24 protein-coding genes are annotated in these 26963 nt (G+C 32.9%); 12 read left to right on the top strand and 12 right to left on the bottom strand.

All coding sequences use genetic code 11. The features are described 5' to 3' along the window. The first annotated feature begins 543 nt into the window (after positions 1-543). From COJ46_RS15890 to opp4A, 5 genes are read left to right on the top strand one after another with little or no spacing between them, the layout of a single operon-like run. Positions 544-1569, top strand: a complete 1026-nt coding sequence (locus tag COJ46_RS15890; RefSeq protein WP_097973229.1) for an ABC transporter ATP-binding protein — start codon at positions 544-546, stop codon at positions 1567-1569. Further along, positions 1550-2476, top strand: a complete 927-nt coding sequence (locus COJ46_RS15895) for an ABC transporter ATP-binding protein (RefSeq protein WP_098566110.1) — start codon at positions 1550-1552, stop codon at positions 2474-2476. Before COJ46_RS15890 ends, COJ46_RS15895 begins: the two co-directional genes overlap by 20 nt. A gap of 15 nt (positions 2477-2491) precedes the next feature. After that, positions 2492-3457 carry an oligopeptide ABC transporter permease gene (gene opp4B / locus COJ46_RS15900; RefSeq protein ID WP_098566111.1) on the top strand — a complete coding sequence of 322 codons (966 nt, stop codon included), beginning with the start codon at positions 2492-2494 and terminating at the stop codon, positions 3455-3457. A gap of 14 nt (positions 3458-3471) precedes the next feature. Continuing rightward, positions 3472-4377, top strand: a complete 906-nt coding sequence (locus COJ46_RS15905; RefSeq protein ID WP_098428191.1) for an ABC transporter permease — start codon at positions 3472-3474, stop codon at positions 4375-4377. Positions 4378-4401: 24 nt separating this feature from the next. Continuing rightward, positions 4402-6180 (top strand): oligopeptide ABC transporter substrate-binding protein, encoded by a 1779-nt coding sequence (gene opp4A / locus COJ46_RS15910; RefSeq protein ID WP_098566112.1) that lies wholly within the window; start codon positions 4402-4404, stop codon positions 6178-6180. A 570-nt stretch (positions 6181-6750) separates the two neighbouring features. On the opposite strand, the gene COJ46_RS15915 is transcribed toward opp4A, so the two are convergent. The 3 genes from COJ46_RS15915 to COJ46_RS15925 all read right to left on the bottom strand — a co-directional run bounded on the left by COJ46_RS15915 (position 6751) and on the right by COJ46_RS15925 (position 10934). Further along, positions 6751-8157 carry an amino acid permease gene (locus COJ46_RS15915; protein ID WP_098566113.1) on the bottom strand — a complete coding sequence of 469 codons (1407 nt, stop codon included), beginning with the start codon at positions 8155-8157 and terminating at the stop codon, positions 6751-6753. Positions 8158-8421: 264 nt separating this feature from the next. After that, the gene (locus tag COJ46_RS15920; protein WP_025569073.1) at positions 8422-9708 is read right to left on the bottom strand and encodes a Glu/Leu/Phe/Val family dehydrogenase; all 1287 of its coding nucleotides are present in this window, start codon (positions 9706-9708) and stop codon (positions 8422-8424) included. Between the two features lie 14 nt (positions 9709-9722). Next, the gene (locus COJ46_RS15925) at positions 9723-10934 is read right to left on the bottom strand and encodes an ornithine--oxo-acid transaminase (RefSeq protein WP_025569075.1); all 1212 of its coding nucleotides are present in this window, start codon (positions 10932-10934) and stop codon (positions 9723-9725) included. 329 nt (positions 10935-11263) lie between these two features. Between COJ46_RS15925 and COJ46_RS15930 the strand changes: the two genes are divergently transcribed. Next, positions 11264-12685, top strand: coding sequence for a sigma-54 interaction domain-containing protein (locus tag COJ46_RS15930; RefSeq protein ID WP_097973218.1), 1422 nt, complete (start codon positions 11264-11266; stop codon positions 12683-12685). A 131-nt stretch (positions 12686-12816) separates the two neighbouring features. Beyond that, the gene (locus COJ46_RS15935; RefSeq protein ID WP_097973216.1) at positions 12817-13098 is read left to right on the top strand and encodes a hypothetical protein; all 282 of its coding nucleotides are present in this window, start codon (positions 12817-12819) and stop codon (positions 13096-13098) included. A 52-nt stretch (positions 13099-13150) separates the two neighbouring features. Here the strand turns inward: COJ46_RS15935 and pheA are convergent, their stop codons facing one another. The 3 genes from pheA to COJ46_RS15950 form a co-directional block, all read right to left on the bottom strand. After that, complete coding sequence (pheA, locus tag COJ46_RS15940; RefSeq protein ID WP_097973214.1) at positions 13151-13999, bottom strand: prephenate dehydratase; 849 nt, start codon at positions 13997-13999, stop codon at positions 13151-13153. Between the two features lie 103 nt (positions 14000-14102). Beyond that, positions 14103-15089: a LacI family DNA-binding transcriptional regulator gene (locus COJ46_RS15945; protein ID WP_097973212.1), complete on the bottom strand. Its 987-nt coding sequence runs from the start codon at positions 15087-15089 to the stop codon at positions 14103-14105. 258 nt (positions 15090-15347) lie between these two features. Beyond that, complete coding sequence (locus tag COJ46_RS15950; protein ID WP_097973210.1) at positions 15348-15785, bottom strand: galactokinase; 438 nt, start codon at positions 15783-15785, stop codon at positions 15348-15350. A gap of 604 nt (positions 15786-16389) precedes the next feature. On the opposite strand from COJ46_RS15950, the gene COJ46_RS15955 reads away from it, so the two are divergent. Both COJ46_RS15955 and COJ46_RS15960 read left to right on the top strand, forming a co-directional pair. Further along, positions 16390-16761 (top strand): DUF2500 domain-containing protein, encoded by a 372-nt coding sequence (locus COJ46_RS15955; RefSeq protein ID WP_097973208.1) that lies wholly within the window; start codon positions 16390-16392, stop codon positions 16759-16761. A 20-nt stretch (positions 16762-16781) separates the two neighbouring features. Next, complete coding sequence (locus tag COJ46_RS15960; RefSeq protein WP_097973207.1) at positions 16782-17771, top strand: NAD-dependent epimerase/dehydratase family protein; 990 nt, start codon at positions 16782-16784, stop codon at positions 17769-17771. A 138-nt stretch (positions 17772-17909) separates the two neighbouring features. On the opposite strand, the gene COJ46_RS15965 is transcribed toward COJ46_RS15960, so the two are convergent. Beyond that, positions 17910-18584, bottom strand: coding sequence for a Dph6-related ATP pyrophosphatase (locus COJ46_RS15965; protein ID WP_097973205.1), 675 nt, complete (start codon positions 18582-18584; stop codon positions 17910-17912). 82 nt (positions 18585-18666) lie between these two features. Beyond that, the gene (locus tag COJ46_RS15970; RefSeq protein ID WP_097973203.1) at positions 18667-18987 is read right to left on the bottom strand and encodes a hypothetical protein; all 321 of its coding nucleotides are present in this window, start codon (positions 18985-18987) and stop codon (positions 18667-18669) included. A gap of 143 nt (positions 18988-19130) precedes the next feature. On the opposite strand from COJ46_RS15970, the gene COJ46_RS15975 reads away from it, so the two are divergent. Further along, a complete protein-coding gene (locus tag COJ46_RS15975; protein ID WP_097973201.1) occupies positions 19131-19907 on the top strand; it encodes a class I SAM-dependent methyltransferase in 777 nt (258 codons plus the stop codon). 74 nt (positions 19908-19981) lie between these two features. Here the strand turns inward: COJ46_RS15975 and COJ46_RS15980 are convergent, their stop codons facing one another. Next, positions 19982-21253, bottom strand: a complete 1272-nt coding sequence (locus COJ46_RS15980) for an ATP-binding protein (protein WP_097973200.1) — start codon at positions 21251-21253, stop codon at positions 19982-19984. 232 nt (positions 21254-21485) lie between these two features. Here COJ46_RS15980 and COJ46_RS15985 point away from each other — a divergent pair, with 232 nt between their 5' ends. Both COJ46_RS15985 and COJ46_RS15990 read left to right on the top strand, forming a co-directional pair. Next, positions 21486-22631, top strand: coding sequence for a metallophosphoesterase (locus COJ46_RS15985; RefSeq protein ID WP_176522422.1), 1146 nt, complete (start codon positions 21486-21488; stop codon positions 22629-22631). A gap of 132 nt (positions 22632-22763) precedes the next feature. Beyond that, positions 22764-23984, top strand: coding sequence for a sensor histidine kinase (locus COJ46_RS15990; protein ID WP_097973196.1), 1221 nt, complete (start codon positions 22764-22766; stop codon positions 23982-23984). A gap of 62 nt (positions 23985-24046) precedes the next feature. Here the strand turns inward: COJ46_RS15990 and COJ46_RS15995 are convergent, their stop codons facing one another. The 3 genes from COJ46_RS15995 to COJ46_RS16005 all read right to left on the bottom strand — a co-directional run bounded on the left by COJ46_RS15995 (position 24047) and on the right by COJ46_RS16005 (position 26474). Then, a complete protein-coding gene (locus COJ46_RS15995) occupies positions 24047-24682 on the bottom strand; it encodes an FMN-dependent NADH-azoreductase (RefSeq protein WP_097973194.1) in 636 nt (211 codons plus the stop codon). 162 nt (positions 24683-24844) lie between these two features. Then, complete coding sequence (locus COJ46_RS16000) at positions 24845-25459, bottom strand: acetate uptake transporter (protein ID WP_097973192.1); 615 nt, start codon at positions 25457-25459, stop codon at positions 24845-24847. 133 nt (positions 25460-25592) lie between these two features. Beyond that, positions 25593-26474 carry a radical SAM/SPASM domain-containing protein gene (locus COJ46_RS16005; RefSeq protein WP_097973190.1) on the bottom strand — a complete coding sequence of 294 codons (882 nt, stop codon included), beginning with the start codon at positions 26472-26474 and terminating at the stop codon, positions 25593-25595. Positions 26475-26963: the final 489 nt, after the last annotated feature.

A 26963-nucleotide genomic window follows, 5' to 3' on the forward strand; every position in this document is an offset into this window, starting at 1 on the left:
TAAATTAAGAAAAGCAGTATAAAATAAAATGGATTATTCATCCTTTTATCTTTATACTGCTTTTTTTCTTTCCTAATTTATCTAAAATAAATTTTAGTAGACATATATTTTTTAATGTAATTCTTATTTTTTCGTGTGAAAACAGGTATTTTGAACTAGGAATTTAAAACTACAAATTGTACATCTGAAATATATTTTCCACTAAATTATTTCAATTTCCGACAAAAACCTCTTTTATTCTCCTTTATTTTCAAACACATCTTTTTATCTACTCTTCAAACTGTTTTGGAAACGTTTTCATTTTGTATTTTCCTTACTCTCCCTTATTTTATTTAATCTATCAACCTTTTTATCGAATCATAGTGACATTTTTTCCCTATTAATTTACTAGTTAAACTGAATTTTGAATGATTTTTAGTCAAAAAGGACTATATATTACAGAAAATGTTTTCATATTGAAACATTCGCGTAATAATATTATACTTATGAAAATTCAAAATATACAAACAATTTTGCTCATGAAATCTCGAAAGGAGACACGAAATGTCAAAACCTCTTTTGGAAATCGAACATTTAACGACATCGTTTCGTATAAACAACCAATACTATCCTGCTGTGGATGATGTATCACTAACTGTCCATGAAAATGAAGTTCTTGCAATTGTGGGTGAATCAGGCTGCGGTAAAAGTGCACTAGCCCTATCAATCTTAGGACTACATTCAAATAATCGTACAAAAATGAATGGATCGATCTCTTACAAGGGTACAAATTTACTAACGCTAAATGATAGTAAATTGAATAAAATTCGAGGCAAGGAAATCGGAATGATTTTCCAAGAACCTCTAACTGCTCTAAATCCTTTAATGACGATTGGTAAACAAATTGAAGAAAATTTGGATTTTCATACTGATCTTTCACGTTCACAAAAAAAAGAGCGTGCATTAGAGTTATTAGATCAAGTTGGAATTCCAAAGCCAGAGGTTACTTATAAACAGTACCCGCATGAATTATCTGGTGGTATGAGACAACGTGCTATGATTTCAATTGCCATTGCATGTAACCCTTCGTTCATCATTGCAGATGAGCCAACTACTGCTTTAGATGTAACAATACAAGCTCAAATATTAGATTTATTAAAAGAAATACAGAAGAAAACGAAGCTAGGCATCATTTTAATTACGCATGACTTAAGTGTTGTTGCAGAAGTAGCAGATCGTGTTGCAGTTATGTATGCTGGACAAATTATTGAGACTGGTTCAGTAGAAGAAATACTAAATAATCCATTACACCCATATACGCGCTCACTATTAAACTCTATTCCTACTACTCATTCAAAAAATCAAAGACTTCATATTATTGAAGGTACAGTTCCACCATTAGACAAACTACCTAGAACAGGCTGCCGATTCAGCCACCGTATTCCTTGGATTCAAAATTACGCTCATGAAAATCAACCTATCTTGCATGAAGTTAAACCAAATCATTATGTACGTTGTTCTTGTTATAAGCATTTCCATTTCAAGAACGAGAAAGGAGCACCGATCGTAAATGTCTCTATTAAAGGTTGATAACTTAAAAGTACATTACCCTATTCGTGGTGGTATTTTTCGAACAGTTGTAGATCATGTTCGAGCTGTTGATGGAATTTCATTTGAACTAAACGAAGGCGAAACATATGGCCTTATTGGAGAATCAGGTAGTGGAAAATCTACTGCAGGTAAGGCAATACTTCAATTGACTCAGGCTACTAATGGAAGTATTAAGTTTTTAGACAAGGACTTAATAACACTAAATAAAAAGCAAATGCGAGCATTTCGCCAAGAGATTCAAATGATATTTCAAGACCCATACTCTTCTTTAAATCCTAAAAAGAGAATTATTGATTTAGTTGCAGAACCGCTAAGAAACTATGAAACTTTAACTGCTGAAGAAGAACGTGAACGAGTACTTTACTACTTAAATAAAGTTGGATTATCTCCAGAATCATTATATAAATATCCACATGAATTTTCTGGTGGTCAACGTCAACGAATTGGGATTGCTAGAGCTTTAACTTTACAACCTAAGTTAATAGTTGCAGATGAGCCTGTTTCCGCTTTGGATGTTTCAGTACAAGCACAAGTACTTAATTTCTTACAAGATTTACAAGAAGAATTCAAACTAACTTATTTATTTATCGGACATGACTTAGGCGTTATTCGCCATTTATGCGATCGAATTGGTGTTATGTATCGAGGAAGACTTGTTGAAGAAGGCACTACTGAAGATATCTTAAACAACCCACAACATATATACACTAAACGCTTAATTGCAGCAATACCAGATATTCGTCCAGAAGTTCGAGAAGAAAAAATTAGAGAAAGACAAGAAGTTAGAAAAGAATATCAACAAAATGCTTCTTCTTACTTTGATGAAAATGGTCGACCATTTGATTTAAAACCAATCTCAGATACTCATCGAGTAGCATTACCTTAGAAAGGAGTAACGAATATGTTAAAATTTGTCATTCGACGTATACTCATCATGATTCCTCAGCTTCTGATCTTGAGTATACTAATCTTTGCACTAGCTAAAGCAATGCCTGGTGATGCGCTTACTGGAAGATCAATTAACCCAAAAGCTAATCCACAAGAAATTGAAAAAATTCGTGAAGAAATGGGTTTAAATGATCCTGCTTATGTTCAGTATTATCATTGGATTAAAAATGTTGCAAAAGGAGATTTTGGTGTTTCCTATACACATAAAATCAATGTAGTTGATGTAATTGGTGACCGTATTGGAAATACTGTATTACTTGCCCTCTGCGTGTTTATTGTAACTTATTTACTGGCAATTCCACTTGGTATTATTAGTGGACGCTATAGCGACACCTGGGCGGATAAGCTGATAACCGGATATAACTATTTAGGTTTTGCTACCCCTTTATTTATTTTTGGAATTGTTATGCTGTTTGTTTTTGGATTTTATTTTGATCTTTTCCCAACGGGCGGTAGCGTAGACCCTACGGTTGCTGACGGAACTTTTGCTTATTACGTAAGCAAATTAGATCATCTTGTTTTACCAACTTTATCAGGTGCACTTATTTCAACTGTTGGAATTTCTCAATATTTGCGTAGTGAAATTATCGATACAAAAGTAAAAGATTTTGTCAGAACAGCTAGATCAAAAGGTGTTCCAGAATCAAAGGTTTATTCTCGACACGTTTTACGAAATTCATTTTTACCAATCGCTGCATTTTTAGGTTATGAGATCACTGGTTTAATAGCTGGTTCTGTATTTTTAGAATCAATTTTTGGCTATCCAGGAATTGGGCAACTGTTCGTTAAATCCGTTATGTTACGTGATTTTACCGTTGTAAATGCGCTTGTTTTAATGACATGCCTTGCAACACTTTTCGGAACATTAATCTCAGATATTATTCTAAGCATCGTAGATCCACGTATACGGATTGAATAGGGTAGGTGAAATTTATGGAATTAAAAATCGAAAATCAAACTCATATTACAGAGCAACGAAAAAGTCCATCAGGATTTAGTGTCATTTGGGCAGAATTTAGACGAGATAAGTTAGCTTTAGGTTCTCTTATCGTACTTGGCCTAATAATAATAGGTGTGTATGCTACTTCTCTTATTCTAGATCAAAACCAAATTGTTAAAGTCGACTTTCTATCAATCTATCAACCCCCATCCTCTACTCATTGGTTAGGTACTGACTACGGGGGACGCGATATATTTGGACAACTAATCATTGGGACTAGAAATTCCTTTACGATTGGATTTTTTATCACAATTATTACAAATCTACTTGGCCTAGCATTAGGTTTAATAGCTGGCTATTTCGGTGGTTGGGTAGACAGTGTCGTTATGCGTATTATTGACTTTTTCCTATCCCTACCAACATTAATGCTAATTATTGTATTCGTAACAGTTGTACCTAAATTCTCAATCATAAATTTTGTCCTTATTATGAGCCTTTTTTTATGGACAGGTAAGGCAAGATTAATTCGTTCAAAAGTTTTATCAGAGAGCGAATTAGATTATGTGGCTGCAGCTAAAGCAATTGGCACGCCGAATTGGAAAATCATTATCTCACACGTTTTACCAAATGTAAGTTCATTAATTATCGTTGCATTCACTTTAAACCTAGCAGGAAATATTGGAATCGAATCTGGTCTAACCTTCCTTGGATTTGGTTTACCAGAAAGTACACCAAGTTTAGGAACACTAGTTAGTTATGCAACAAATCCTGATGTTTTACAAAATAAGCTGTGGATATGGTTACCTGCATCGTGCATGATTTTAGTGCTCATGCTGAGTATAAATTTCATCGGTGAAGCGCTAAAGCGTGCAGCTGATGCTAGACAAAGAAGAGGTTAATTAAAAAATAAGGAGAGTGGAAATATGAAAAATGCAAAAAGCTTTACTAAAGTATTAAGCGCAATGGCAGTATCTATGATGATTCTTTCAGCATGTAAAGGTGGCGACACAAAGACTTCAACTACTACTAAGCAAATCGATCAAGCTGCTTTTCCAATTAAAGTTTCAAATAACAAAAAATCGGTTTCAGGTGGCATTTTAAAATATGGTTTAGTTTCAGATACGCCATTTGAAGGTATCTTAAATACAGTTTTCTATGAAGGCGATCCAGATTCTCAAGTTCTTCAATTCTTTGATGAAGCACTTCTTTCAACAGATGAAAACTATATTTATGACCAAGATGGTGCTGCTACATATAAATTAAGCGATGACAAAAAGACAATCACATTAAAAATTCGCGATAATGTAAATTGGACGAATGGGGATCCAGTTACAGCAGAGGATTTAGAATATTCTTATCTAGTAATTGGTAATCCAAAATATACAGGTGTACGTTATGACTCACAAATGTCTATGATTGAAGGTATGGAAGATTATCATAACGGAAAGGCAAAAAATATTTCCGGTGTTAAAGTAATTGATCCTAAAACAATTTCAATTACATTTAAAGAAGCTAACCCATCTGTACTTACTGGATTATGGACTAACCCACTACCTAAAAAATATTTAGGCAATGTGCCAATCGATAAATTAGCATCATCTGACCAAATTCGTAAAACTCCTATCGGCTTTGGACCATTTAAAATTAAAAAGATCACTCCAGGTGAAGCTGTAGAGTTCGAAGCGAATAAAGATTACTGGAACGGTGCTCCAAAGCTTGACGGTGTACTTTTAAAAGTTGTTAATCCAACTATTGCTACATCTTCTCTAGCTAACGGAGATATCGATATCGCTTCTGTTTCAGCTGACCAATATGATCAAGCTAAAAAATTAAAAAATATCCAATTAATCGGTAAAACTGAGTTAGCTTACTCTTACATTGGATTTAAATTAGGTCATTACGATGCGAAAAATGGTGTAAACGTAATGGATAACCCAAAATTCCAAGATAAGCGTGTACGTCAAGCAATGGCTTATGCCCTTGATAACAAATCAGTTGGGGAAAAATTATACAAAGGATTACGAGTGCCTGCAACATCTGTCATTCCACCATCATTCCCTAAATACTTTGATAAAGCATTAAAAGGATATACTCATGATCCTGAAAAAGCTAAAAAATTACTAGACGAAGCTGGTTACAAAGATGTAACTGGAGATGGTTTACGTGAAGATCCAAACGGAAAACCGTTTAAAATCAACTTCGCTTCTATGAGTGGTGGCGATATCGCTGAACCATTAGCACAATTCTACTTACAATCTTGGAAAGAAGTTGGCTTAGATGTTCAATTATTAGATGGACGTTTACATGAGTTCAACTCATTCTACGATATGGTAGAAAAAGATAATCCAAAAATCGATATTTTCGCAGCAGCTTGGGGAACAGGTTCTGACCCAGACCCATCTGGAATCTGGGCGAAAAATGCACCATTCAACTACGTTCGTTGGGTAAATAACGACAATGATAAACTATTAAAAGAAGGTATTTCAGCAAAAGCATTTGATGAAAAATACCGTCAAGAAGTATACGATAAATGGCAAGAGCTTGTAAATGACGAAGTGCCAGTTATCCCTACTCTATTCCGCTTCGGTTTAGATGGAGTTAATAAGCGCGTTAAAGGTTACGACTTAACAGCAGGTCAAGGCTTCCAAGGTCACTTACAAGACATCTCTGTAACAAGTAAAGAGTCTGAAAAAAATAAATAAGCAGTAAAAATGTAACTGTCCCTTAAGTCAATGCACTTTTGGGACAGTTCTTTTTTTATGTGTATAACTCATATCTGATTCTAAAGAAAATATAGCCATAACAGTAAAATGTGGATAAGTAACTTCCCCATTCCTTTCTATAAAAGGTTATTAACAAGAACTTGCGAACATTTGTTAATATTTAATGCAGAATCAGTTAAAAACTGTAATACGTTCACCAAAACAGTGGATAAGTAGCCGCTCTCCCCTGCAAAATCAAAAAAATATTAACGAAAATATGCACACTGTTGATAAAATTGTGAACTTTGTTAATAAAGCAGTAATTTTTATTCAATAAATTTGTGGGTACGATTTATGTTGGGTTTGTGTGAGCTGAAATAAGTAGTTTCAATTTTAACAAGCATGAACGATATGTGGACAATGTTGATAAAGTTGTGAGCTTCCCTTACTAAATAAATCTCAATTATCGCTAAACCTGATCAACAACATAACTACAATTCAAAAATACAAAAAAACTCGCTAGTAATTAGCGAGTTTTCACAAATTTTTGAGACAATCTCAAAACAATTATTAACTTACTTTTTTATTCTCTTCTTGCTCGTGTTTTTCAATCTTATGTTTAGCAGAGAAATGATAATAAATTAAACATGCAATCATAAATGGAACACCACAGTACAATGCAATGCGTTGATCTGGGATAAATGCAAGACTAATGATTACAGCTACATTTAAAACAAAAGCAACGATTGGAACGATTGGATAAAGAGGCGTTTTATATTTTAAATCCTCTAATTTCCCACCTTCTTGAAGGTATTTCTTTCTACCTAAAAGATTTGATAATGCAATGCTTGCCCAAACAAATAAACAGCCAAATCCTGCAATTGATAGCAACCATAGATAAACCGTGTCTTCTGCGTAAATACCACTTAATAGAGATAAACAACCAAAAAACATACTAAAAGTTAAAGCGTTTAAAGGTACACCTTTTTTAGTTAATTTTCCTAATTTCGGACTAACCATTCCTTTTTGAGCCATTGAATACATCATACGAGATGTTGCGTATAAACCTGAGTTAGCAACTGATAGAACTGCTGTAATAATAACAAAGTTCATAATATCTGCTGCGTATGGAATACCGATGTTATCAAATACTACTACGAATGGGCTATCTACTAAACCAGCTTTCTCCCAAGGGAAAAGACCTGCTAAAACAAAAATTGATAAAATAAAGAATACTAGAATTCGCCATACTGTGTTATTAATTGCTTTAGGTACAGCTTTTGCTGGATCTTCACTTTCACCAGCTGCAATCCCTACTAATTCACTTCCCTGGAATGAGAAGTTAACTGCAACCATTGTGACCATAATCGCTAAAAAGCCATTTGGGAAAAGTCCGCCGTGGTCTGTAAAGTTAGAAAGCATTGGAGCCTTTGTCCCTTCCATTGGTACAATGCCAAACATTACTGCTCCACCTAAAATTATAAATAGAACAATTGTTACTACTTTAATACTTGCAAACCAAAATTCAACTTCAGCAAAACTTTTAGTTGAAAGTGCATTTATTGCAAATAATATTACCCCAAATACTACACACCAGATCCAAGTCGGTACATCTGGAAACCATCTCTTCATTAACATACTAACTGTAATTAACTCTAAACCGATTGTTACCGACCAGTTTAACCATGCCATCCATCCAACTACATAGCCTGACGCTGGTGAGATATATTTAGTTGCATAAGTTTGATAAGAACCAGCATCAGGTAAATTAACTGCTAATTCTCCCAAACATAGCATTGTTAAATACATTACGATTCCACCTACTAAGTAGGCTAATATTGCTCCACCTGGACCAGCTTCACTAATTGTATAGCCTGATCCCATAAACAAACCTGTCCCAATTACTCCCCCAAGAGCAATCATAAACAAGTGTCTGCTTTTAAGCTCTTTCTTTAACCCCTGTTCTTGTTGTTTCATGAAAGTCCCTCCTCTAGATGTAAATTGTGCGTATAAGTTAAAATATTCTGATATAACAGAATATAAGTTCACTTATTTCCTTAACGAACACTAAAGCTCTTTAAACCAACATATTTTAAGACTAAATTTTCAGATAACGATTGAAAACGTATACAAATCATTGTATTGAGATAATACTTAATTATAAAAATAGATTTTATTATCTGTCAATACAATATAAGTGCTCCAGATGAAATTTTCATCTGGAGCAAACCAATTAATCTATTAAACCCATCCACGGAAACGAGATGCTTCCGCCATTTTGCGAATACCAACCATATATGCAGCTAATCTCATATTTACTTTGCGATTAACTGAAGTTTGGTAAACACTATCAAATGAACGAACCATTTTTTCACGAAGCTTTTGAGCAACTTCTTCATCAGACCAGTAGTAACCTTGGTTATTTTGAACCCACTCAAAATAAGAAACAGAAACTCCACCAGCACTTGCTAGTACGTCTGGAACTAGTAAAATTTCGCGCTCTGTTAAAATTTTAGTAGCTTCTAGAGTAGTCGGACCATTTGCAGCTTCAACTACGATTGATGCTTTAATATTGTGAGCATTTTCAATTGTAATTTGATTTGAAATTGCGGCTGGAACTAAAATATCACAAGGTTTTTCTAGTAATTCTTTATTCGAAATTACATCAGTAAATAAGTTAGTTACCGTTCCGAAGCTATCTCTTTTTTCTAGTAAGCTATGAATATCTAAACCGTCTGGATCGTATAATGCGCCAAGTGCATCAGAAATACCGACTACCTTTGCACCTGCTTCAACCATGAACTTCGCTAAGAAGCTACCCGCATTTCCAAATCCTTGAACAATGACACTAGCACCCTTTAAATCGATTCCCTTACGTTTAGCAGCCTCTTCGATACAGATTGTAACACCTTGAGCTGTAGCTGTTTCACGTCCTTCTGATCCACCTAATACAAGTGGTTTACCAGTAATAAATCCAGGAGAATCAAATTCTTGAATTCTACTATATTCATCCATCATCCAAGCCATAATTTGTGGGTTAGTATATACGTCTGGAGCAGGAATATCCTTTGTTGGTCCAACGATTTGGCTAATCGCACGAACATATCCTCTACTTAAACGCTCTAACTCATAAATTGACATTTTTCTTGGATCACAAATGATACCGCCTTTTCCCCCACCGTATGGTAAATCAACGATACCGCATTTTAAGCTCATCCACATTGATAAAGCTTTTACTTCGTCCTCATTAACCTCAGGATGGAAACGAATTCCACCCTTTGTTGGACCTACAGCATCATTATGTTGTGAACGATAGCCAGTGAAAATCTTCACTGAGCCATCATCCATTCTTACCGGAATTTGAACTGTTAAAAATCGTAATGGTTCTTTTAATAACTCATAAAGTTCTTTTGAATAACCAAGTTTATGAAGAGCTTCTGAGATTACTTCTTGAGTAGACTCAATTAATTCTCTTCCTTCTTCTTTGATTTTGTTTTGTACTTCATTTTGTGGGATTGTAGTTGTCATTTTTATCGCTCCATTTATACAGTTGCTTTATATTGGCTAAATACTTCGTTAATTTGTTGAATTGACCAGTCTAAATCTTCTTTTGAAATAATTAATGGTGGTGCAAAACGAATTACTGTATCATGTGTTTCTTTACATAATAAACCTTGTTTCTTTAATGCTTCACAATAAACACGTGCTGGTACATGAAGTTCAACACCAATAAATAATCCACGTCCTCTAACTTCTTTAATGTGAGGATGATCGATTTCTTTTAATTTTTCCATAAAGTAGTTTCCAAGCTCATTTGAACGCTCAGCTAACTTCTCTTCTTCAAGAACTTCTAAAGCAGCTACAGAAACTGCACAAGCTAATGGATTTCCACCAAATGTAGATCCGTGAGAACCTGGCTCAAATACGCCTAAGATTGAACGATTTGCAGCAACACATGAAATTGGGAATACTCCGCCACCAAGTGCTTTACCTAAAATGTACATGTCAGGAGTTACGCCATCCCAATCACATGCAAAAGTTTTACCAGTTCTACATAAACCTGTTTGAATTTCATCTGCAATAAATAATACGTTTTCGTTTTTACAAACTTCAGCTACTTCAGGTAAGAATCCTTCTTTAGGGATATTAATTCCAGCTTCACCTTGAATTGGTTCGATTAAGAATGCAGCAGTATTAGGTGTAATTGCAGCTTTTAATGCTTCAATATCGCCATATGGAATTAACTTAATTCCTGGTAAGAATGGTCCAAATCCACGTTGATAATCTTTTTCTGATGATAAAGAAACTGCAGCCATCGTACGACCGTGGAAGTTTCCAACACATGCAATAATTTCTGCTTGGTTTTCCTCTACACCCTTAACATCATAAGCCCATCTTCTAGCAGCTTTAATAGCTGTCTCAACAGCTTCAGCACCAGTGTTCATAGGTAAGATCATATCTTTGTTCGTAACTTTTGCTACCTTTTCATACCACTCACCCATGTTTTCACTATAGAAAGCACGAGAAGTTAATGTAACTTTATCAGCTTGATCTTTTAAAGCTTGGATAATTTTTGGATGACGATGCCCTTGGTTTACAGAAGAATATGCACTTAACATATCTAAATATCTGTTACCCTCAGGGTCTGTAACCCAAATACCTTCAGCTTTAGAGATTACTACTGGAAGTGGATGATAGTTATTTGCGCCATATTGATTTGTTTGGTCAATGATCTTTTGAGAATTAGTTGTCATTTGAGTTCCCCCAATATTATTGATTAATTTTTAGTCTCTTACTAAAAGAATAAGCAATTTCCGTGCCAAACCTGTTAAATAAATTAAAATTCACAAAATGTACTTATTCTAAGCGTTATTCATCTTTAATCATGATACCGTTTTCAATTTACCGCAAAATATTTTTGCATTCAGGCGCAAAATTAATTAAAATATGCATAGAATATTTGCAGCAAAAAAACGATTAACAAAGAAAATTAGCACATCCGGAAAAAACTGCCTTTTTATCTTACCAAAAATAGTTAGAAGTGCAAATTTTTTCTATTGTTATAATGAAAAGAGAGAATTATATGAAAAATGATAAGCAAAACTTTTTAGCTGTTGATGAATTATTACAATTAATATTAGAAGAAATTGATATCGGTATACATGTAGTTGATCAAGATGCAAATACAATGGTGTATAACCGCAAAATGATGGAAATCGAAATGATGAATGAAGAGGATGTCTTACATAAAAACCTTTTAGATGTCTTTACGTTTCAAAAAAACCAATCGAGCACCTTACTTGATGCCCTGCAAAAAGGTAAAGTACGAAAAAATATTAAACAATCTTATTTTAATAATAAAGGAAAAGAAGTTACGACAATCAATGATACTTACCCAATAATGAAAGAAAATAAAATTATTGGAGCGATTGAAATGGTTCGCGACGTGACAGAATTAAAGCAATCTGTGCAGGAAGGTATTCTTCAAAACAGAAATACACGTTATACATTTGAACAATTAATCGGAACATCCGAGTCATTTAAAAACATAATTGAAGATGCAAAAAGATCTGCCAAGACCTCTTCATCAGTATTAATTGTTGGAGAAACTGGGACAGGTAAAGAATTATTCGCTCAAAGTATTCATAATGCTAGCAAAAGAGCAACAAAGCCATTCATTTCTCAAAATTGCGCCGCTCTTCCAGAATCCTTAATTGAAAGTATTCTTTTTGGGACAAAAAAAGGGGCATTTACTGGGGCAATTGATAAGCCTGGATTATTTGAAGAGGCAAATGGTGGAACATTATTATTAGATGAAATTAATTCACTTAGCCCTAACTTACAGGCTAAACTTTTAAGAGTTATTCAAGAACGTAAAGTTAGAAGAATTGGTGAAATTAACGAAAAAGAATTAGATGTTCGAATTATCGCTACGATAAACGAAGACCCTATTGAAGCAATCGCGAATAATCATTTACGTAAAGACTTATATTACCGCCTAAGTGTCGTTTCATTATTTCTACCGCCACTACGTGAACGCTTCGAAGATATATTATTATTAGCAAACTTCTTTATTCAAAAATATAATCGTCTTTTCGGCCATCGGGTAACTAATTTAGATGAAAATGTAACAAACTTCTTCCTGAATCATAACTGGCCAGGTAATATACGCGAACTAGAACATATGATTGAAGGCGCAATGAACTTAGTAGAAAATGAAACAACTATATCTGCAACTCATTTACCAGCTAGATTTTTTAACGAAAAAAGAAATACAATTGCTACTCCAATCGTTCAACAACAAAGAGACGTTACATTACATCAGGTAGAATCAATAGATGATAAATCAAATTTAAAAAATACTTTATTGAACAAAGAAAAACAACATATTATAAATGTTTTAAATGATCACAACGGCAATATTACACAGGCTGCAAAACAATTAGGCATCAGTAGACAAAACTTACAATATCGTATTCGTAAGTTTAATTTATTGAATGATTAAGTTTTAATAAAGTATTGTATTAAATAATTCTAATTTTCTAATTCAGAAGAATATACAATATGCCCAAACCTTCCACTTTTGTCCTGCATATTTTGATTATGTAAGACTCATAAGTAAAGGAGGTTTTTTATATGTCGAATGAACATGAGTATCGTCCGCATGGATTTGGTGGCGGTGGCTTTGGACATGGTGGATTCGGAGGCTTTCATGGTGGATTTGGTGGAGGATTTGGTAGACCTGGATTTGGATTTGGTAGACCAGGGTTTGGATTTGGATTTGGACGTCCATTTTTCCGTCCGTTCTTCCGTCCATTTTTCCCATTCTTCCCATTTTTTTGGGGTGGTTATGGTTATGGCTATCCTTACTACTATTGCCCACCAGGATACTATTGTCCTCCCCCTTATTACTACTAAAAATGTAAAAATAAAAAATATAAAAGAGAAGGCTTATAAACCTTCTCTTTTCTTATAATGAGATTGTTGAGTAACTTCCTAAAATTTCTACACTAAAGCCCAAAGCCTCTAATTCTTGCTTTACTCCAGGTAATAATACGTCATCATAGCCCATCTCAACATCAACAATGAAAAAGTAATTTCCTAATCCAGTTTTCGTCGGGCGAGACTCAATTTTTGAAAGGTCAATCTGTCTCCATGCAAATGCTGAAAGTACTTGGTGAAGCGCACCAGCACGATTCTCCGGCATGTTAATCACTAGAGTTGCCTTAGTATGTTTAGGTTCAAAATAATTCGTTTCCATTTTGGCATCATGTCTTTGTAAAACAATAAATCTCGTGTGATTATATGAATTAGAATGAATATCTGAAGCAACAATTTCTAATCCATATTTCTTTGCAGCAAATTCGTTAGCGATCGCAGCTATACACTCATTAGATTGCTCACTAACCATTTTAGCCGCAGCACTTGTAGAAGTAACTGGCTCTAACTTTGTATATTTATATTGATTATGCAAAAATGTGTGACACTGAGCTAACGCATGAGAATGAGAATAAATCACCTCAATATCCTTTACTCGATGTGCTTGTCCTTTTGCCATCAATAAATGCTGTCTTATCGGTATAATAATTTCACCAACCATTTTTAATGGCTGTTCATGTACAAGATAATCAATTGTTGTGGTCACAGATCCTTCAACCGAATTCTCTATTGGTACGACAACTAAATCAACTTCACCTTCCGCAACATTATCCATACAAACAGGAATACTAGAATAAGCAATATGTTCATCATTCTTAAATACAGACCGAACAGCAACATGTGTAAAAGTCGCTTCAGGACCTAAATACCCAACCTTCACGTTCCCACTCCTTTTAATTTTTAATTATACTAAAAAGAGTTAAGATTAAAAGCAAAATGTTTAATTTTTAGCAATTATCTTACAAATTTCGCAAATATCTACTTTAAAGGCTACTTTGACGAATCTTTAAAGTCGTAGGAACAATCACTTTTTTGGCTACTTTCCTACCTAAAAGCCTTTCCATTAATAAGTCCACTGCGGATTCACCCATCAATTCAGTGTAAACCTTCAAAGTACTTAAGCTAGGAAAAAGATATTTTGAAAACACAAAATCATTCATTCCGATTAAATTTACACGCTCTGGTACTGATATTTTTGCTTCATGAAGTGCTCTTAAACATCCAACAGCCATCGTATCACAACCAATTATAAATGCTGTTGGTAAATCTCCACCTTGTTCTCGAATTGCTTTGTTCATCAAATTAAACCCTGCTTCTGCTGTAAATTCACTTAAGTACAGATTCTCTTTTCGAAAGAGCCCCTTTTCCTCTAAATAATTTTTATATGTTTTCACTCGAGAATTAACTTTTTGACCTTGCTTCTTATCATACTCGCGTCCACCGATATATCCGATTTTTTGATGTCCATGCGATATAAAATGATCTAAAACTTTTATAATAGCATTCTCATAATCTGTCACAACAGAATCGTATTTCTCTTCATCAGGTGAAAAATCTACAAAAACGATATTTTTCGATACTTTTTTCAATGAGCTAATTTGCTGATCATCAAACTTACCTAATGCAATCACACCAAGTATTTGCTCATCTAGCATCCCCTTTTCATTTCCACGAAAAAAAGTAGAAATGTGCAGTGAATGTTGTTCACACTTATTTTCAATTCCAAAACGAATTAGCATATAAAAGAGATCACTTAATTCTTCATTTCCACTATCTCCTTTAACAAGTGCGATTTTAGCAATATTCTTTTTTACTTTTGATTTTTTCTTATATGAAAGCTTTTCTGCTGTTTCAAAAATTCTTTGTTTTGTATCGTCACTTACTGATAGTGCAGGGTCATAATTAAGCACTCTTGATACAGTAGCAATCGATACTCCTGCTTTTTCGGCAATATCTTTAATTGTAGTCATTACAACTCTCCTCGTAACCTTCCAATCTGAATTGTTTTCGAAACTATTACTTTAATTTTAACAGTTGAAGGTTGTATGATTATTCATTAAATATGGAGAATTTTTTACATATTTTATTTTCTTTAAATCAAGATCGTATAATTAAGTTTTATTTAAGCAAATTTGAAATATTATAATTTACAGGAGGAGAATTTAATTTTTCCGGAGTAATCTTAGCTGTTTTTTAATTGTTGAAAATATTGATGTGCTTTCTCATTTCTATTCGTATAATGTTTTTAGCATTGTATCTGTTAAAGCTTCAACTGATTTAGTTGAGGATAGCCCTACTTCATTTGGAAGATTACTGTAAATCAGTATGTCCATCCCCCTATTGATCCGATACCCTGCTTGTTTTAAATAACTTATCACTTTCTTTAAGTAGCTAGTCCAGTCATGCTTTATTTCGTCACCTAAATCATTTAAAGAAATTTCAATGATTCCTAAATCTTCAAAGTTTAAGGATACTAATTTAATTAGTTGCGTCTCTGTTCTAGACATAAGCACATAAATGCCAAATGATTGTGAAGCATGGTGACCGTTTCCATCAAAGTCCGTAATTTCCTCGATTTCGTCAGTATGGCCTGATACAAAAAAAACGCGTAAATTAGAATGACTGTAATACTGATTGTAAACTGATATTAAATCTTTAACATTCATTTCCTTATCACTCCTATAACTAATTTTCCATATTCCCTACCCGCTTTTCGATTAGATAGTAATAGATTTAAATTATCTAACCCCTTATCTCCTTGTTAGCCTTATTTCATTGATCACCATACTAGTTTTAAAAGCTACTACCATGGCTATGGAACATAATAGAGAAAAAGAGTTCTATTAAAAGTATCCTACTCCCCTGGATATTATTGGTCAATAATTAATCCAATTAAAATTTACTAAAATGGAAGTATTTTTTACTTAGTTTTTTATTCTGTCACAATTAAAGTTCATATAAGGAAAATAACGAGATTTACACTTAATTTAAAGCTTTTTTGTGTTGTAGTTCTATTAGATTATTAATAGTAATTATTTTACATTTTTTACTAGCTGGATCGATTTTAGCGTTATATCTATATAACAAAAGAAATAAAATTCACTAAAATAATTTAACGTTTACAATACAGCTCCAATTTTATTAACTTGTTGAAAGAAATAGGTTTATTACTTTCAGAAAATTTAATAAACTATATATAGAGAGACCGATTTGACTTAAAAAGGATTAAGTAGTGTGAGACTTACAATTTATTAAAAGGGGGTCTTAATAATGTCAGGGTTTGATGCAGGTTTTGATATTTTTAAAATTATCGCTTTCGTATTTCCAATCATTTTCGTCTTCGTTTTTGCAGGTATATTTTTTGCACTATTAAAAGGATTAAAGCAGTGGAATTATAATAATAAACAACCCAAATTAATTGTCCCAGCAAAAATAGTTACTAAAAGAATAGATTACGTTCAGCGTGCTAATACGAATCAGTTCGCTCATTCCTCTACACATTATTATGTTACACTTGAGGTCGAATCTGGAGACAGAATTGAATTTCAAATTGATGGGTTCATTTATGGTCAATTAGTAGAAAATGATACAGGAAAACTAACTTTCCAAGGAACGAGATTCATAAACTTTGAGCGACAATAATTTCTTTTCGGGGTGGAATAATGAATGTTTTCATAAGTGGTGCCACGGGTTTTTTAGGGAAACATACGACTAAAAAATTAAGTGAATTGGGCTATTCCGTTATAGCCTTTGGAAGAAATGAGGAAGCAGCTAAATTTTTCAACAAAATGGAGAATGTCACCTTTGTCAAAGGCGATTTGAATGACTCTGTCTTATTAGAAGAAAATATAAAGAATGTAGATTATGTAATCCATTGTGCTGCACTTGCAGCACCTTTTGGACGTTTTTCTGAATTTGAGAAAACAAATGTTGAAGGGACAAAAAATGTTGTTAAAGCTTCACTTTCAACAGATTTAAAAAAATTTATTAATATTTCGACCCCGAGTGTGTACTTTACTAGAGAGAGTCGTAAAGATGTTAAAGAAAGTGATCCGTTGCCATCAAAACACTCTAATTATTACGCTGAAACAAAACATATGGCAGATTTAATTATTGAAGATGCAATTGAAAAAGGACTACCTGCAATCTCCCTAAGACCTAGACAAATTTTTGGACCTTTCGATCATACGATTTTCGGAAGATTTATACAGATAAATGAAAATGGAGGAATTCCATTAGTTCATAAAGGACAAGTTCTAATGGATTTTACTTATATCGATAATGTTGTCGATATGATCATCGCTTGTATGAATGCAGATAATGTCTTTAATGGTGAATACTACAATATTACAAATGATCAACCTCTTTATTTAATTGACGTGCTTAAACAGCTCTTCTTTGCCTTAAATAAAGAGTTGAATACAAAAAACATCTCACCAAAACTACTGTCATTTATCGCGTTGAATTCAGAAATAATTGCGAGGATTACTAACAAACCACCGAAAGTTTCCAAGCATATTGCCAATTTCTTGAGCTATGACTATACACTTAATATTGAAAAAATCAAAAGTGATTTAAACTATAAACCTAAAATATCAATTAGTGAGGGTATTAAGCGTTATGCTGACTGGTACTTAACTACAAATAATTGAAAGTAAGACAACTAAAACAAGCTAAAGTCACCTAAATAATTATATTTAAGTGATTTTAGCTTGCTTTTGCTAATTTCTCTAAAGCAATGATAATAGCAATCTCAAACTATATTTTCTTTATAAAAATTCAGTAGAAATCTATTTAGTTGTTTCTATTTCTTTAATATTTAAAGACCATAATCCACTATTTAGAATTGTATCCGCATCTACTATATTTAAGCGTTCTTTGAATAATGGGCCATCAATTACAAACGTATGATATTCTCCGCTCTCGCCCATTAAACAGATTTCTTTGCTAATGAATAGTTCTTTTAAGTCATCATTTAGGCTTTTACCTACGATCGTAGAATCAAAAATATTCTCTTTTGCCCTACAAATAATTGCATCGTATCCAGTCTCAAGCCATTGATCTAGTAAATTAGTAGTTTCACTTTTCTTAATCCACACTGGGAACATCGGTTCAAGTCCCACCTTAGTTGCAACTAGTTCATTCCATTGTCGATCTTCCTCGACATATAAAGTACCAAATGCAATCGCAGAAAGATCAAATTCCTCTTTTATTTTTTTTAATCCATTAATCATTGACTCCTCGTATTTACCTGCTGAGTCAATCATGACAAGAGGAATACCAATTGCATCAGCTTGCATTTGTAAAAAATTAAGCGGCGTCCCATGCGCATGATTTCTTTCATCCTTTTTCGATACCATTGATATTAGACATGCCACTTCATATTTATTTTTAATTAGTAAGTCTAATGCTAAACAACAATCCTTCCCACCACTCCAAGAAACTGCTACTTTACGATTGGTCACTTATATCATTCTCCCTTAACATTAAAGCGATAGACATCATTAAACTTCCATCCATAGCTTATAACAAACAAATTTTAAGTTATTAATTTTTTAGTAAACTTTTAACGTATGACATACCCTTTATTGCATAATCAAACCACTGTTGATCCCCGTATGGAATTTCAACCCATTCTCTCATAGGTTTCCCACCCATTGGGTCAAAGTTTTTTGCTCCGCTTAATGTTAAAGCTGTTGCAACATCTTCTTTCTTTAACTTTACAACAATATTAGGTTCATTATAGAATACAAAAACTTTACCTTGTATTTTTAATCCTTTATGGCCAAAGATACTTCCTTTTGATGCTTCATAGTGATTGATTAGTTCAGTTCTTAAGCTTTCAAATCTTTCGATTGTACCTTCCATTTTCACCATTCCTTTTTTATCTAACGCTTTTCTTAATAAAAATATCTTATTAATGCCAATAACTTATTGATATTATTCAGTGTAATATCATCGTCTATACTAGTAAATAGAAGCACCTGAATCAAATTTAGGGAGGGAATCAAATGACCATCAACTTCCACGATGCACACAATAATAAGACTTATACAACTAGAGAGGCTGATCAATCTTGGATTCAGTTAATGAGGGATAATATTGATTTGTTTGGAAAGGACGCAGTTGATATAGGTTGCGGTGGAGGGATCTATTCGAAAGCTCTCTCTAAGTTAAAGGTAAACCACGTTACAGCGGTAGATTTTTCAGAGGAAATGCTTAAAGGTGCTGCTGATAACTGTAAAGACTACAGTAATATTTCTTTTAGTAAAGGAGATGCATATCATACTAAGCTTCCATCTTCAAGTTATGATGTAGTTTTGGAAAGGGCTTTAGTCCATCATTTAAATAATTTAAATGGCTGTTTCAATGAGGCAAATCGTTTACTAAAAAAGAACGGAATATTAATCGTACAAGACCGGACGCCAGAAGATTGTTTACTTCCTGGAGATGATAGCCATATACGAGGTTATTTTTTTGACCTTTACCCAAAATTGAAAACGAAAGAAATATCAAGAAGATATGATACACAAGAAATGCACTCAGCATTAGAATCAGCTGGGTTTCATATAGAAAACACAGTAAAACTTTGGGAAACAAGACGTATCTACGCTGACCTAGAAACACTTCGGAGTGATTTATTACTTAGAACAGGTCGATCAATTCTTCATGAACTCACTGATGAAGAGCTAAATCAATTAGTAAAATTCATCGATAATAAGCTTCAGCATCAATCTGCTATTATTGAAAAAGACTGTTGGACAGTTTGGTTTGCTAGGAAGATATAATATTACAGACAATACTCACATTAATAGAAACGCTTAGTCTAAATTTCCTAAGCGTTTTTCATTTTCCCATTAGGTCAAACCAATTTACTGTCTTTAGGCTCAACTTTTGGTAGTTTAATCGTTACTTTTGTTCCTTCATCAACGCTACTCTCGAAGGTGATTGTTCCATTCATTGCTTCAATGATTCGAACAGAAACTGTTGTTCCTACGCCAGTTCCCTTTTCTTTAGTCGAATAGAAAAGTGTACCAATACGTGAAAGTTGTTCTTTAGTCATTCCTTTTCCATTATCTCTAATTGTAATGACCGTTATATCTTTTTCTTCGTGTAGCTTCGTATGTACATATCCCCCTGAGCTAGTTGCCTCAATTGCGTTTTTAATTAGGTTTATTAGTGCTTGTTTAAATTGATTTTTATCTGTATTTATAAATGTTTCGACTTCTGTATCACCTTTTAATTTAACATTTTGCTTTAAAGCTAAAGGAACTAATAAGGTGACTACATCTGAAACGCATTGCTTTAAATTGAACGTTTCTACTTTTTCAAATTGTGGTTTGGCAAAATTTAAATAATCATTAATGATCCCTTCTGCTCTACCTAATTCGCTTAATACTAGAGGCAAATATTCCATAGACTGATTGTCTTTACTTTCTTGCATTAATTGTAGGAAACCCTTAACAACTGTAAGTGGATTCCTAACTTCATGAGCAATAGAAGCTGCCATTTCACTTAACGTATTAAGTTTCTCAGCTCTTTGGATTTCTTTATGTAGTATTTTATTTTCAATTAGTGTTTCAATCAGTTTTGCTCCTAAAGTAATTGCGATTAACTCGATCACAATAAAAATTAAAATTAACCCAAATAGTCTGTAATCGCTTTTAAAACTAATCTTATTTACGAATAAAAAAGTAAATAAGATTCCTAGTTGAACTAAAGCAGGCCATAAACTAATAAGAGTTGTTGCAATTATTCTCTGTTTAGGCTTAAATGTCCAAAACCATTTAAATAAAATTAAAGACCCTAGTGAGGATAAGGTAATACTGATCATACCAAATATGATAGCGTCTCCACCTAAAATGATTCTAGCTAATAAGATCGCTAAAAAGGTCACGATCCCCCAGCGATAGCCACAATAAAGAAACGCAAGAGTTAATGGGATATATCTTAAATCCCAAAATAACCCATATGCTGGATATGGAAAGGCCATGCAAAAAAAGCCTGCTACAGCCTGAAACATGCCAAAAAGATAAATTTTATCTTTATAGCCATGTCTTTCATAAATAATACTGTATATTAAGATTGGACTTAATATGATTAAAACATGTAGCAAAAGTTTTTCGATTAACACGTTTTTACCCTCACTAGATTCGAAATTTTCGAAATATAATTAACATAAATATAATACGACAAAACTTCCAAAAATCCTTTATTTTACCCTATTAACTCGCACTATTTTTCATTTTCTGTCGATTAATATTTTTATGCTATTTTTCAATTTATAGAAAGTGAATTAGGTGCGTTTATAAGTTTAAACATTTATACTAGAAGTACCATACCACTATCGTATGAAAGGGATAAATATGAATAAAAGAATAGTATTAAATATTATTTTGGTTATGATTTTCTTTTTCCTAATTAATTTTTACATAGGTCTTAATGGATGGATTTATATTAATGCTTTGCTAAGTAGATGGACGAATCCAACAATAAAAATAATCTATTGGATCGTATTTCTGTTAATAACTTTTGCGTACATTCTTTCAAGAGTTTTAAAGAGTAAGCTTCCTACTTCATTCTTTAAACCGATCCATAAAATTGGAGCATACTGGTTAGCTATCTTTTATTATTTAATTTTCTTTGTGATCGTTGCTGATTTGATTGGACTGATTTTAAGAGAATTTACATCTTTCAAAACAAGTAGTATAACTGTGATACTTGGAACAATTGTCATATTATGTGTCGCAAACCTTATCGTAAAAGGTAGAAAAAGTGCACTAGACACACAGATTGTTCATTATGACATCAATGTTGATAAACCAATTGAAAAGTATAAAGAACTTTCAATTGTACTAGTTTCGGATTTACATTTAAGCACATTAGTTACGAATAAAAGATTAGAGTTTCTCGTTGAAAAGATAAATAAGCTAGCTCCTGATTTAGTCTTAATTGCTGGAGATATTATTGATGAAGATATTACTCCTTTTGTTGAGGAAAATATGATTCAAACGTTGAAAAAGTTAAAACCAAAGATTGGAATATATGCAGTCCCAGGTAATCATGATTATTACGGTGGACATTTAGATTTACTTGCCCGGCATTTAAAGGATGCTGGTATTCATATTTTATTAGATGAGAAAGAACTAGTTGATAACAATTTCTATATCGTTGGTCGTAAAGACCTTGCAAGTAAAAAGCGCTTAGATTTACATGAACTACTTGAAGGAATCGATCATACAAAACCAATTATCTTACTTGATCACCAGCCTTATCATTTAGAAATCCCTACTCAATTAGGAGTAGATTTACAAGTCTCTGGACATACACATCGCGGCCAGTTTCTGCCTAATCACTTAATTACCCGTCGACTTTATGAAGTTGACTGGGGCTATTTACAAAAAGAACGCTCACACTTTGTCGTTTCATCAGGATTTGGAACTTGGGGACCTCCAATTAGAACAGGTAACCCTTCTGAGATTGTAACGATCACTGTTTCATTTTCTAATTAATTCAATCTGCTAAGAGACCAAAAAACATATTTTTGGTCTCTTTTATATTAATGTCATAATTTATATATAAATAATTTTCTGAAAAGTGTAAAATATTATTGAAAAGTTTCTTTTCAGAACGGAGATTGAAGCATGAAAAATACAGAGTACTACAACAAAAGGAGCCGTCGAATTTATATTTTTTTTATGGCTTCACTTACTTCTTTATTACTAGTAGGAATTACACTCTCTCCTTTAACTTTTAAGGATCATCCAATTGAACTTATTACTCAAGTTATCTTAATGTTCATTGTTATTTTTGCTTTATACAATTTTGTTAAAAGAGATAACACATTTTCAAAAGTATTATTTACAACAATATCTTCACTATATGTGTATATTAAATTTTGGACATACCCAGACACATCAACAATGTATAGTTTTGTAGCAATCATCCCAATCTTTACGATCTTTTTATATAATCGCATAGCATTTTATATCGGTTGGGCATTAAATATACTAATTGGACCTACTTTTGTATTACTAATCTCATTCACCGATCTAAAAGAAAAATATTCTTATATAGCATTAGACCCTGTTGGCAATATATTAGAATTCCTATCGATTCAATTAATACTCTTATTTGTATTTTTACAAACAGAGACGAAGGTCATAGCTTTAGAAGCCAATCACAAGGAAATACAACAGGCGAAACAATTAAATTCGATCGGTCAACTAGCTGCAACGATTGCACATGAAATTCGTAATCCAATTACTGTCGTTAAAGGTTTTGCACAACTTTTTCAAAAAACAAAAACAATGAACCCAGACGAAAAATACTATGTCGATGCGATGCTAAAAGAATTAGAATACGCTCAAATTATTATTAATGATTATTTATCACTAGCAAAACCACAAACAGAAACACTCCAAGTTGTAGAAGTAAATAAAGAAATATTGAAAGTAACTGATTTGCTTGCCTCGATGGCAAATAGCCAAAGCATCGGTTTCCATTTAAACTTAAATCAAATGCTTTATACAAAAATAAATCCGATTGAATTTAAACAAGTTCTCGTTAACTTGATGAAAAACGCCATCGAATCAATGCACGATGCCGGATTTATTACAATCAATCTATTACAAGAAAATGAATATGCACTTATTGAAATCATAGACACAGGAATTGGAATGTCCCAAGAAACAATTGAAAAGCTTGGCACTCCCTTCTACTCACTAAAAGAAAGAGGCACTGGGATTGGATTAACCGTCTGCTTCAATATAATCGAAAAATTTAAAGGCAAAATTAAAGTAAGTAGTAAGGAAAACGAAGGATCCATATTCCGGATTTATTTACCGATGGCAATGCGAAAATGAGTGAAGAAACTACTATTTTCCACAACAAAAAAACTCACAAAAGTGTGAGTTTTTTTTGCAAATTAAAAATCCTTTGCAGTTTCCTTAGCTTTTTGAATTGCTTGTTCTTTAATTTCTTGTGCTCGGTCTGGGAATTGGTTTTGACCTTCTACAAAAATTCCATTAAAGTCTTGAACACCTAAGAAGCCCATCATCACTCCAATATAGCGATGTCCCATTTCAAGGTCTGCAGCTGGACCTTCTGAATAAACCCCACCACGTGCTTGGATATGCAAAGCTTTTTTACCACCTAATAATCCTTGAGGACCATTAGAAGTATATTTGAAAGTTTTACCAGCAACGCAAATCGCATCAATATAGTTCTTCATAATTGGAGGGAATAAAAAGTTCCATAAAGGTGTAACAAATACATATTTATCTGCTTCAGCAAATTGAGTGACAATCTCGTTTAATCTTCCTACTTTTGATTGTTCACCTGAAGAAAGTGTATCAAATGATCCTCCAGATTGAAGTTTCCCCCATCCTGCAAATACTTCGGCATCAATATGAGGAATCGTTTCATTATAAAGGTCAATATGTACTACTTGATCATTCGGATGTGCAGCTTTATAACTCTCGATAAATGCATCACCAACCGCCATACTGTAAGAAGTAGACTTATCGTGCGGATGTGCTGTGATATACAATAGTGTCGTCAAACGAATTTCCACCTTTCATTCTTTACCTTTTTAAAAGCACGATATTATCATCTGTCATTTCCGATTAAACAATACAAATATTTATAAAAAAAACCTTTACTCCAATGGTAAAGGTTTTTGTGTATAGATAAAGTCCAAAAAGTTAATTTTAAGACTGAATTATTATTTCGCTTTAAAAATCCCAAAAGGTTTCCCTACAGGTAAGAATTCTCTTCCAAAGTGACTATTTAATACAGCTGCAGCCGATCCATAAAATGACATAATTGCAATTCCTAATTCACTGTATGCTGCAAAGGTATGTGTAGCTTCTTCCATAAATCCTAATGTGCTTAATGATAATCCAATAAATAAACAATCAATTAATACAAAAATAATAAATAATACTTTATGAGTTTCCATTGCACCGATTGTCATAAAAATTGAAAAGATTAAATATCCTACAAAAGCAAAACCAAGTTGTTTAACATCAGCTGCATTCATTAATGCCTTTCCAAAAACACCTAATTGAATTAACCAAGTAGTACCAACAGCTAACCAAAAGAAAGCATATGCTCCAAATGCTGTTGCTCCAAAAACATTGTTATGTTTAAAATCCTGGATACTCGCAAATAATTGTGCAATCGCACCTAAAAAAATTGCCCACGGTAATACTAATGAAACACCATCAGTAATTCCTAATTTTTGTGTTGAGGCAACAAGCGTTACCATCGCTAAACCGAATAAACCAATTGCAGATGGATCTGCAGTAGTTATTTTAATTTGTTGTACGTCTTTCATTGATGTAAATCCTCCTAAAATTTTAAACAGACTAAACTATACTACTATAAAATTTTAGGGATGAATATAGCTTTTTTTCGCTTTTCAATAAGAAAGCACTTTCTTTTAAAAAGAAAGCGCTTTTTACCAAAAATTACTTTTTATGTCGTTTTGCATAACCACATCTTTTGCATAATTCTTCCACTGCACATCGTCTTGAGAAACCATCATAAATTGCTCTTGCACGCTCAGAATTTAAAATATCTTCTAGTGATGTCTCATAAATATTCCCTAATGGAATCTTACCTTCACTATCTAAACAACATGGTACTACTGTTCCATCAACTAATACACCGATCTGATCCCTTAATCCATAGCAGAATACATTTTCATCGATGATATCATTACCCATGTCTGGCCATTGGAACTTTTCTGCCATATTTAAATAAATTTTATCACGCAGTTTAATATTATGTGTTTCCTGAAGTCTTTCACTTAAAGAAAAGTCTAAGTTTAGTTTTTCTTCAAGTAAGTTTAATATATCAATATTCAGTGAGTTACTTGCTCTTAACTCTTCACTATCCATATTCCAAAGCCTAATTGCACAAATCATATCACTTTTTTCATTCGCTTCATTAATGAAGTTTGTAATATTTTCAACGTAATCATGCAAATCCTTCGTTAAATCATTCGCCTCAAAACTATGAAGTGAGAAATTGATTTGCCTTAAACCTTTGGATTCAATTAATAAATCCTTTACCTTATTAATTAACGTACCATTCGTTGTTATATTAACCTTCAAACCATTTTCATGACTAATTTCCAAAAAACGACCGAGCTTTGTATTTAAAAATGGCTCTCCCATCAAATGAAAATAAATATGATCCGTATAAGGTTTAACCGAATTTACAACATGAGTAAATGCTTTCTCGTCCAAAAACTTCAAAGGTCTCTCCAAAGTTGGGCTCGGGCAAAAATTACACTTCAAATTACATATATTTGTAATTTCTATATAAACTTTCTTAAATTTTCTCATTCTACTCTCCTACTTTACATTATCTATATCCATATTTTACGTTCAAAAAAACTATAATCCTATCATACAATAATTTTTAAGATATTAATATTTACACTCTGTTCAATTTTTACCAACCGAACAGAATTGTAATCATTCTAAAACTTCATGAAATTGTTTAAATTTTATAATTACAACTACAGTTTGATTATAGTTATTTTATTATAATTAAACTAGGCAATTGAATAGCATAGGGGAATTGGTTTTATCTTCTTTTCTACGAATTTTTGTAGAAAGGTGGTGATGCCAATGCAAATACTTGAAATACTTACTCTAATCTTCATAGCAATGACTTTTGTCGTTGCATTGATTCAATTAGTAGTTAGTATTATCAACGCAACAAAAAAGAAATAGCCCCTATGCTTCGCAGGGCATGGGCTACTTCTTAGAAAAAATACATTGATAAAACCATCTCGGCTTATTTAGTTGCCTAGAACGAGTGTTAGCGCA

This window comes from Bacillus sp. AFS077874, assembly GCF_002566505.1.
In the GTDB taxonomy this organism is placed as follows: Bacteria; Bacillota; Bacilli; order Bacillales; family Bacillaceae_G; genus Gottfriedia.

Coding starts and splice junctions, on each gene's coding strand:
- COJ46_RS15890 (WP_097973229.1), top strand. CDS start 544: ATGTCAAAACCTCTTTTGGAAATCGAACATTTAACGACATCGTTTCGT.
- COJ46_RS15895 (WP_098566110.1), top strand. CDS start 1,550: ATGTCTCTATTAAAGGTTGATAACTTAAAAGTACATTACCCTATTCGT.
- opp4B (WP_098566111.1), top strand. CDS start 2,492: ATGTTAAAATTTGTCATTCGACGTATACTCATCATGATTCCTCAGCTT.
- COJ46_RS15905 (WP_098428191.1), top strand. CDS start 3,472: ATGGAATTAAAAATCGAAAATCAAACTCATATTACAGAGCAACGAAAA.
- opp4A (WP_098566112.1), top strand. CDS start 4,402: ATGAAAAATGCAAAAAGCTTTACTAAAGTATTAAGCGCAATGGCAGTA.
- COJ46_RS15915 (WP_098566113.1), bottom strand. CDS start 8,157: ATGAAACAACAAGAACAGGGGTTAAAGAAAGAGCTTAAAAGCAGACAC.
- COJ46_RS15920 (WP_025569073.1), bottom strand. CDS start 9,708: ATGACAACTACAATCCCACAAAATGAAGTACAAAACAAAATCAAAGAA.
- COJ46_RS15925 (WP_025569075.1), bottom strand. CDS start 10,934: ATGACAACTAATTCTCAAAAGATCATTGACCAAACAAATCAATATGGC.
- COJ46_RS15930 (WP_097973218.1), top strand. CDS start 11,264: ATGAAAAATGATAAGCAAAACTTTTTAGCTGTTGATGAATTATTACAA.
- COJ46_RS15935 (WP_097973216.1), top strand. CDS start 12,817: ATGTCGAATGAACATGAGTATCGTCCGCATGGATTTGGTGGCGGTGGC.
- COJ46_RS15945 (WP_097973212.1), bottom strand. CDS start 15,089: ATGACTACAATTAAAGATATTGCCGAAAAAGCAGGAGTATCGATTGCT.
- COJ46_RS15950 (WP_097973210.1), bottom strand. CDS start 15,785: ATGAATGTTAAAGATTTAATATCAGTTTACAATCAGTATTACAGTCAT.
- COJ46_RS15955 (WP_097973208.1), top strand. CDS start 16,390: ATGTCAGGGTTTGATGCAGGTTTTGATATTTTTAAAATTATCGCTTTC.
- COJ46_RS15960 (WP_097973207.1), top strand. CDS start 16,782: ATGAATGTTTTCATAAGTGGTGCCACGGGTTTTTTAGGGAAACATACG.
- COJ46_RS15970 (WP_097973203.1), bottom strand. CDS start 18,987: ATGGAAGGTACAATCGAAAGATTTGAAAGCTTAAGAACTGAACTAATC.
- COJ46_RS15975 (WP_097973201.1), top strand. CDS start 19,131: ATGACCATCAACTTCCACGATGCACACAATAATAAGACTTATACAACT.
- COJ46_RS15985 (WP_176522422.1), top strand. CDS start 21,486: ATGAATAAAAGAATAGTATTAAATATTATTTTGGTTATGATTTTCTTT.
- COJ46_RS15990 (WP_097973196.1), top strand. CDS start 22,764: ATGAAAAATACAGAGTACTACAACAAAAGGAGCCGTCGAATTTATATT.
- COJ46_RS16000 (WP_097973192.1), bottom strand. CDS start 25,459: ATGAAAGACGTACAACAAATTAAAATAACTACTGCAGATCCATCTGCA.
- COJ46_RS16005 (WP_097973190.1), bottom strand. CDS start 26,474: ATGAGAAAATTTAAGAAAGTTTATATAGAAATTACAAATATATGTAAT.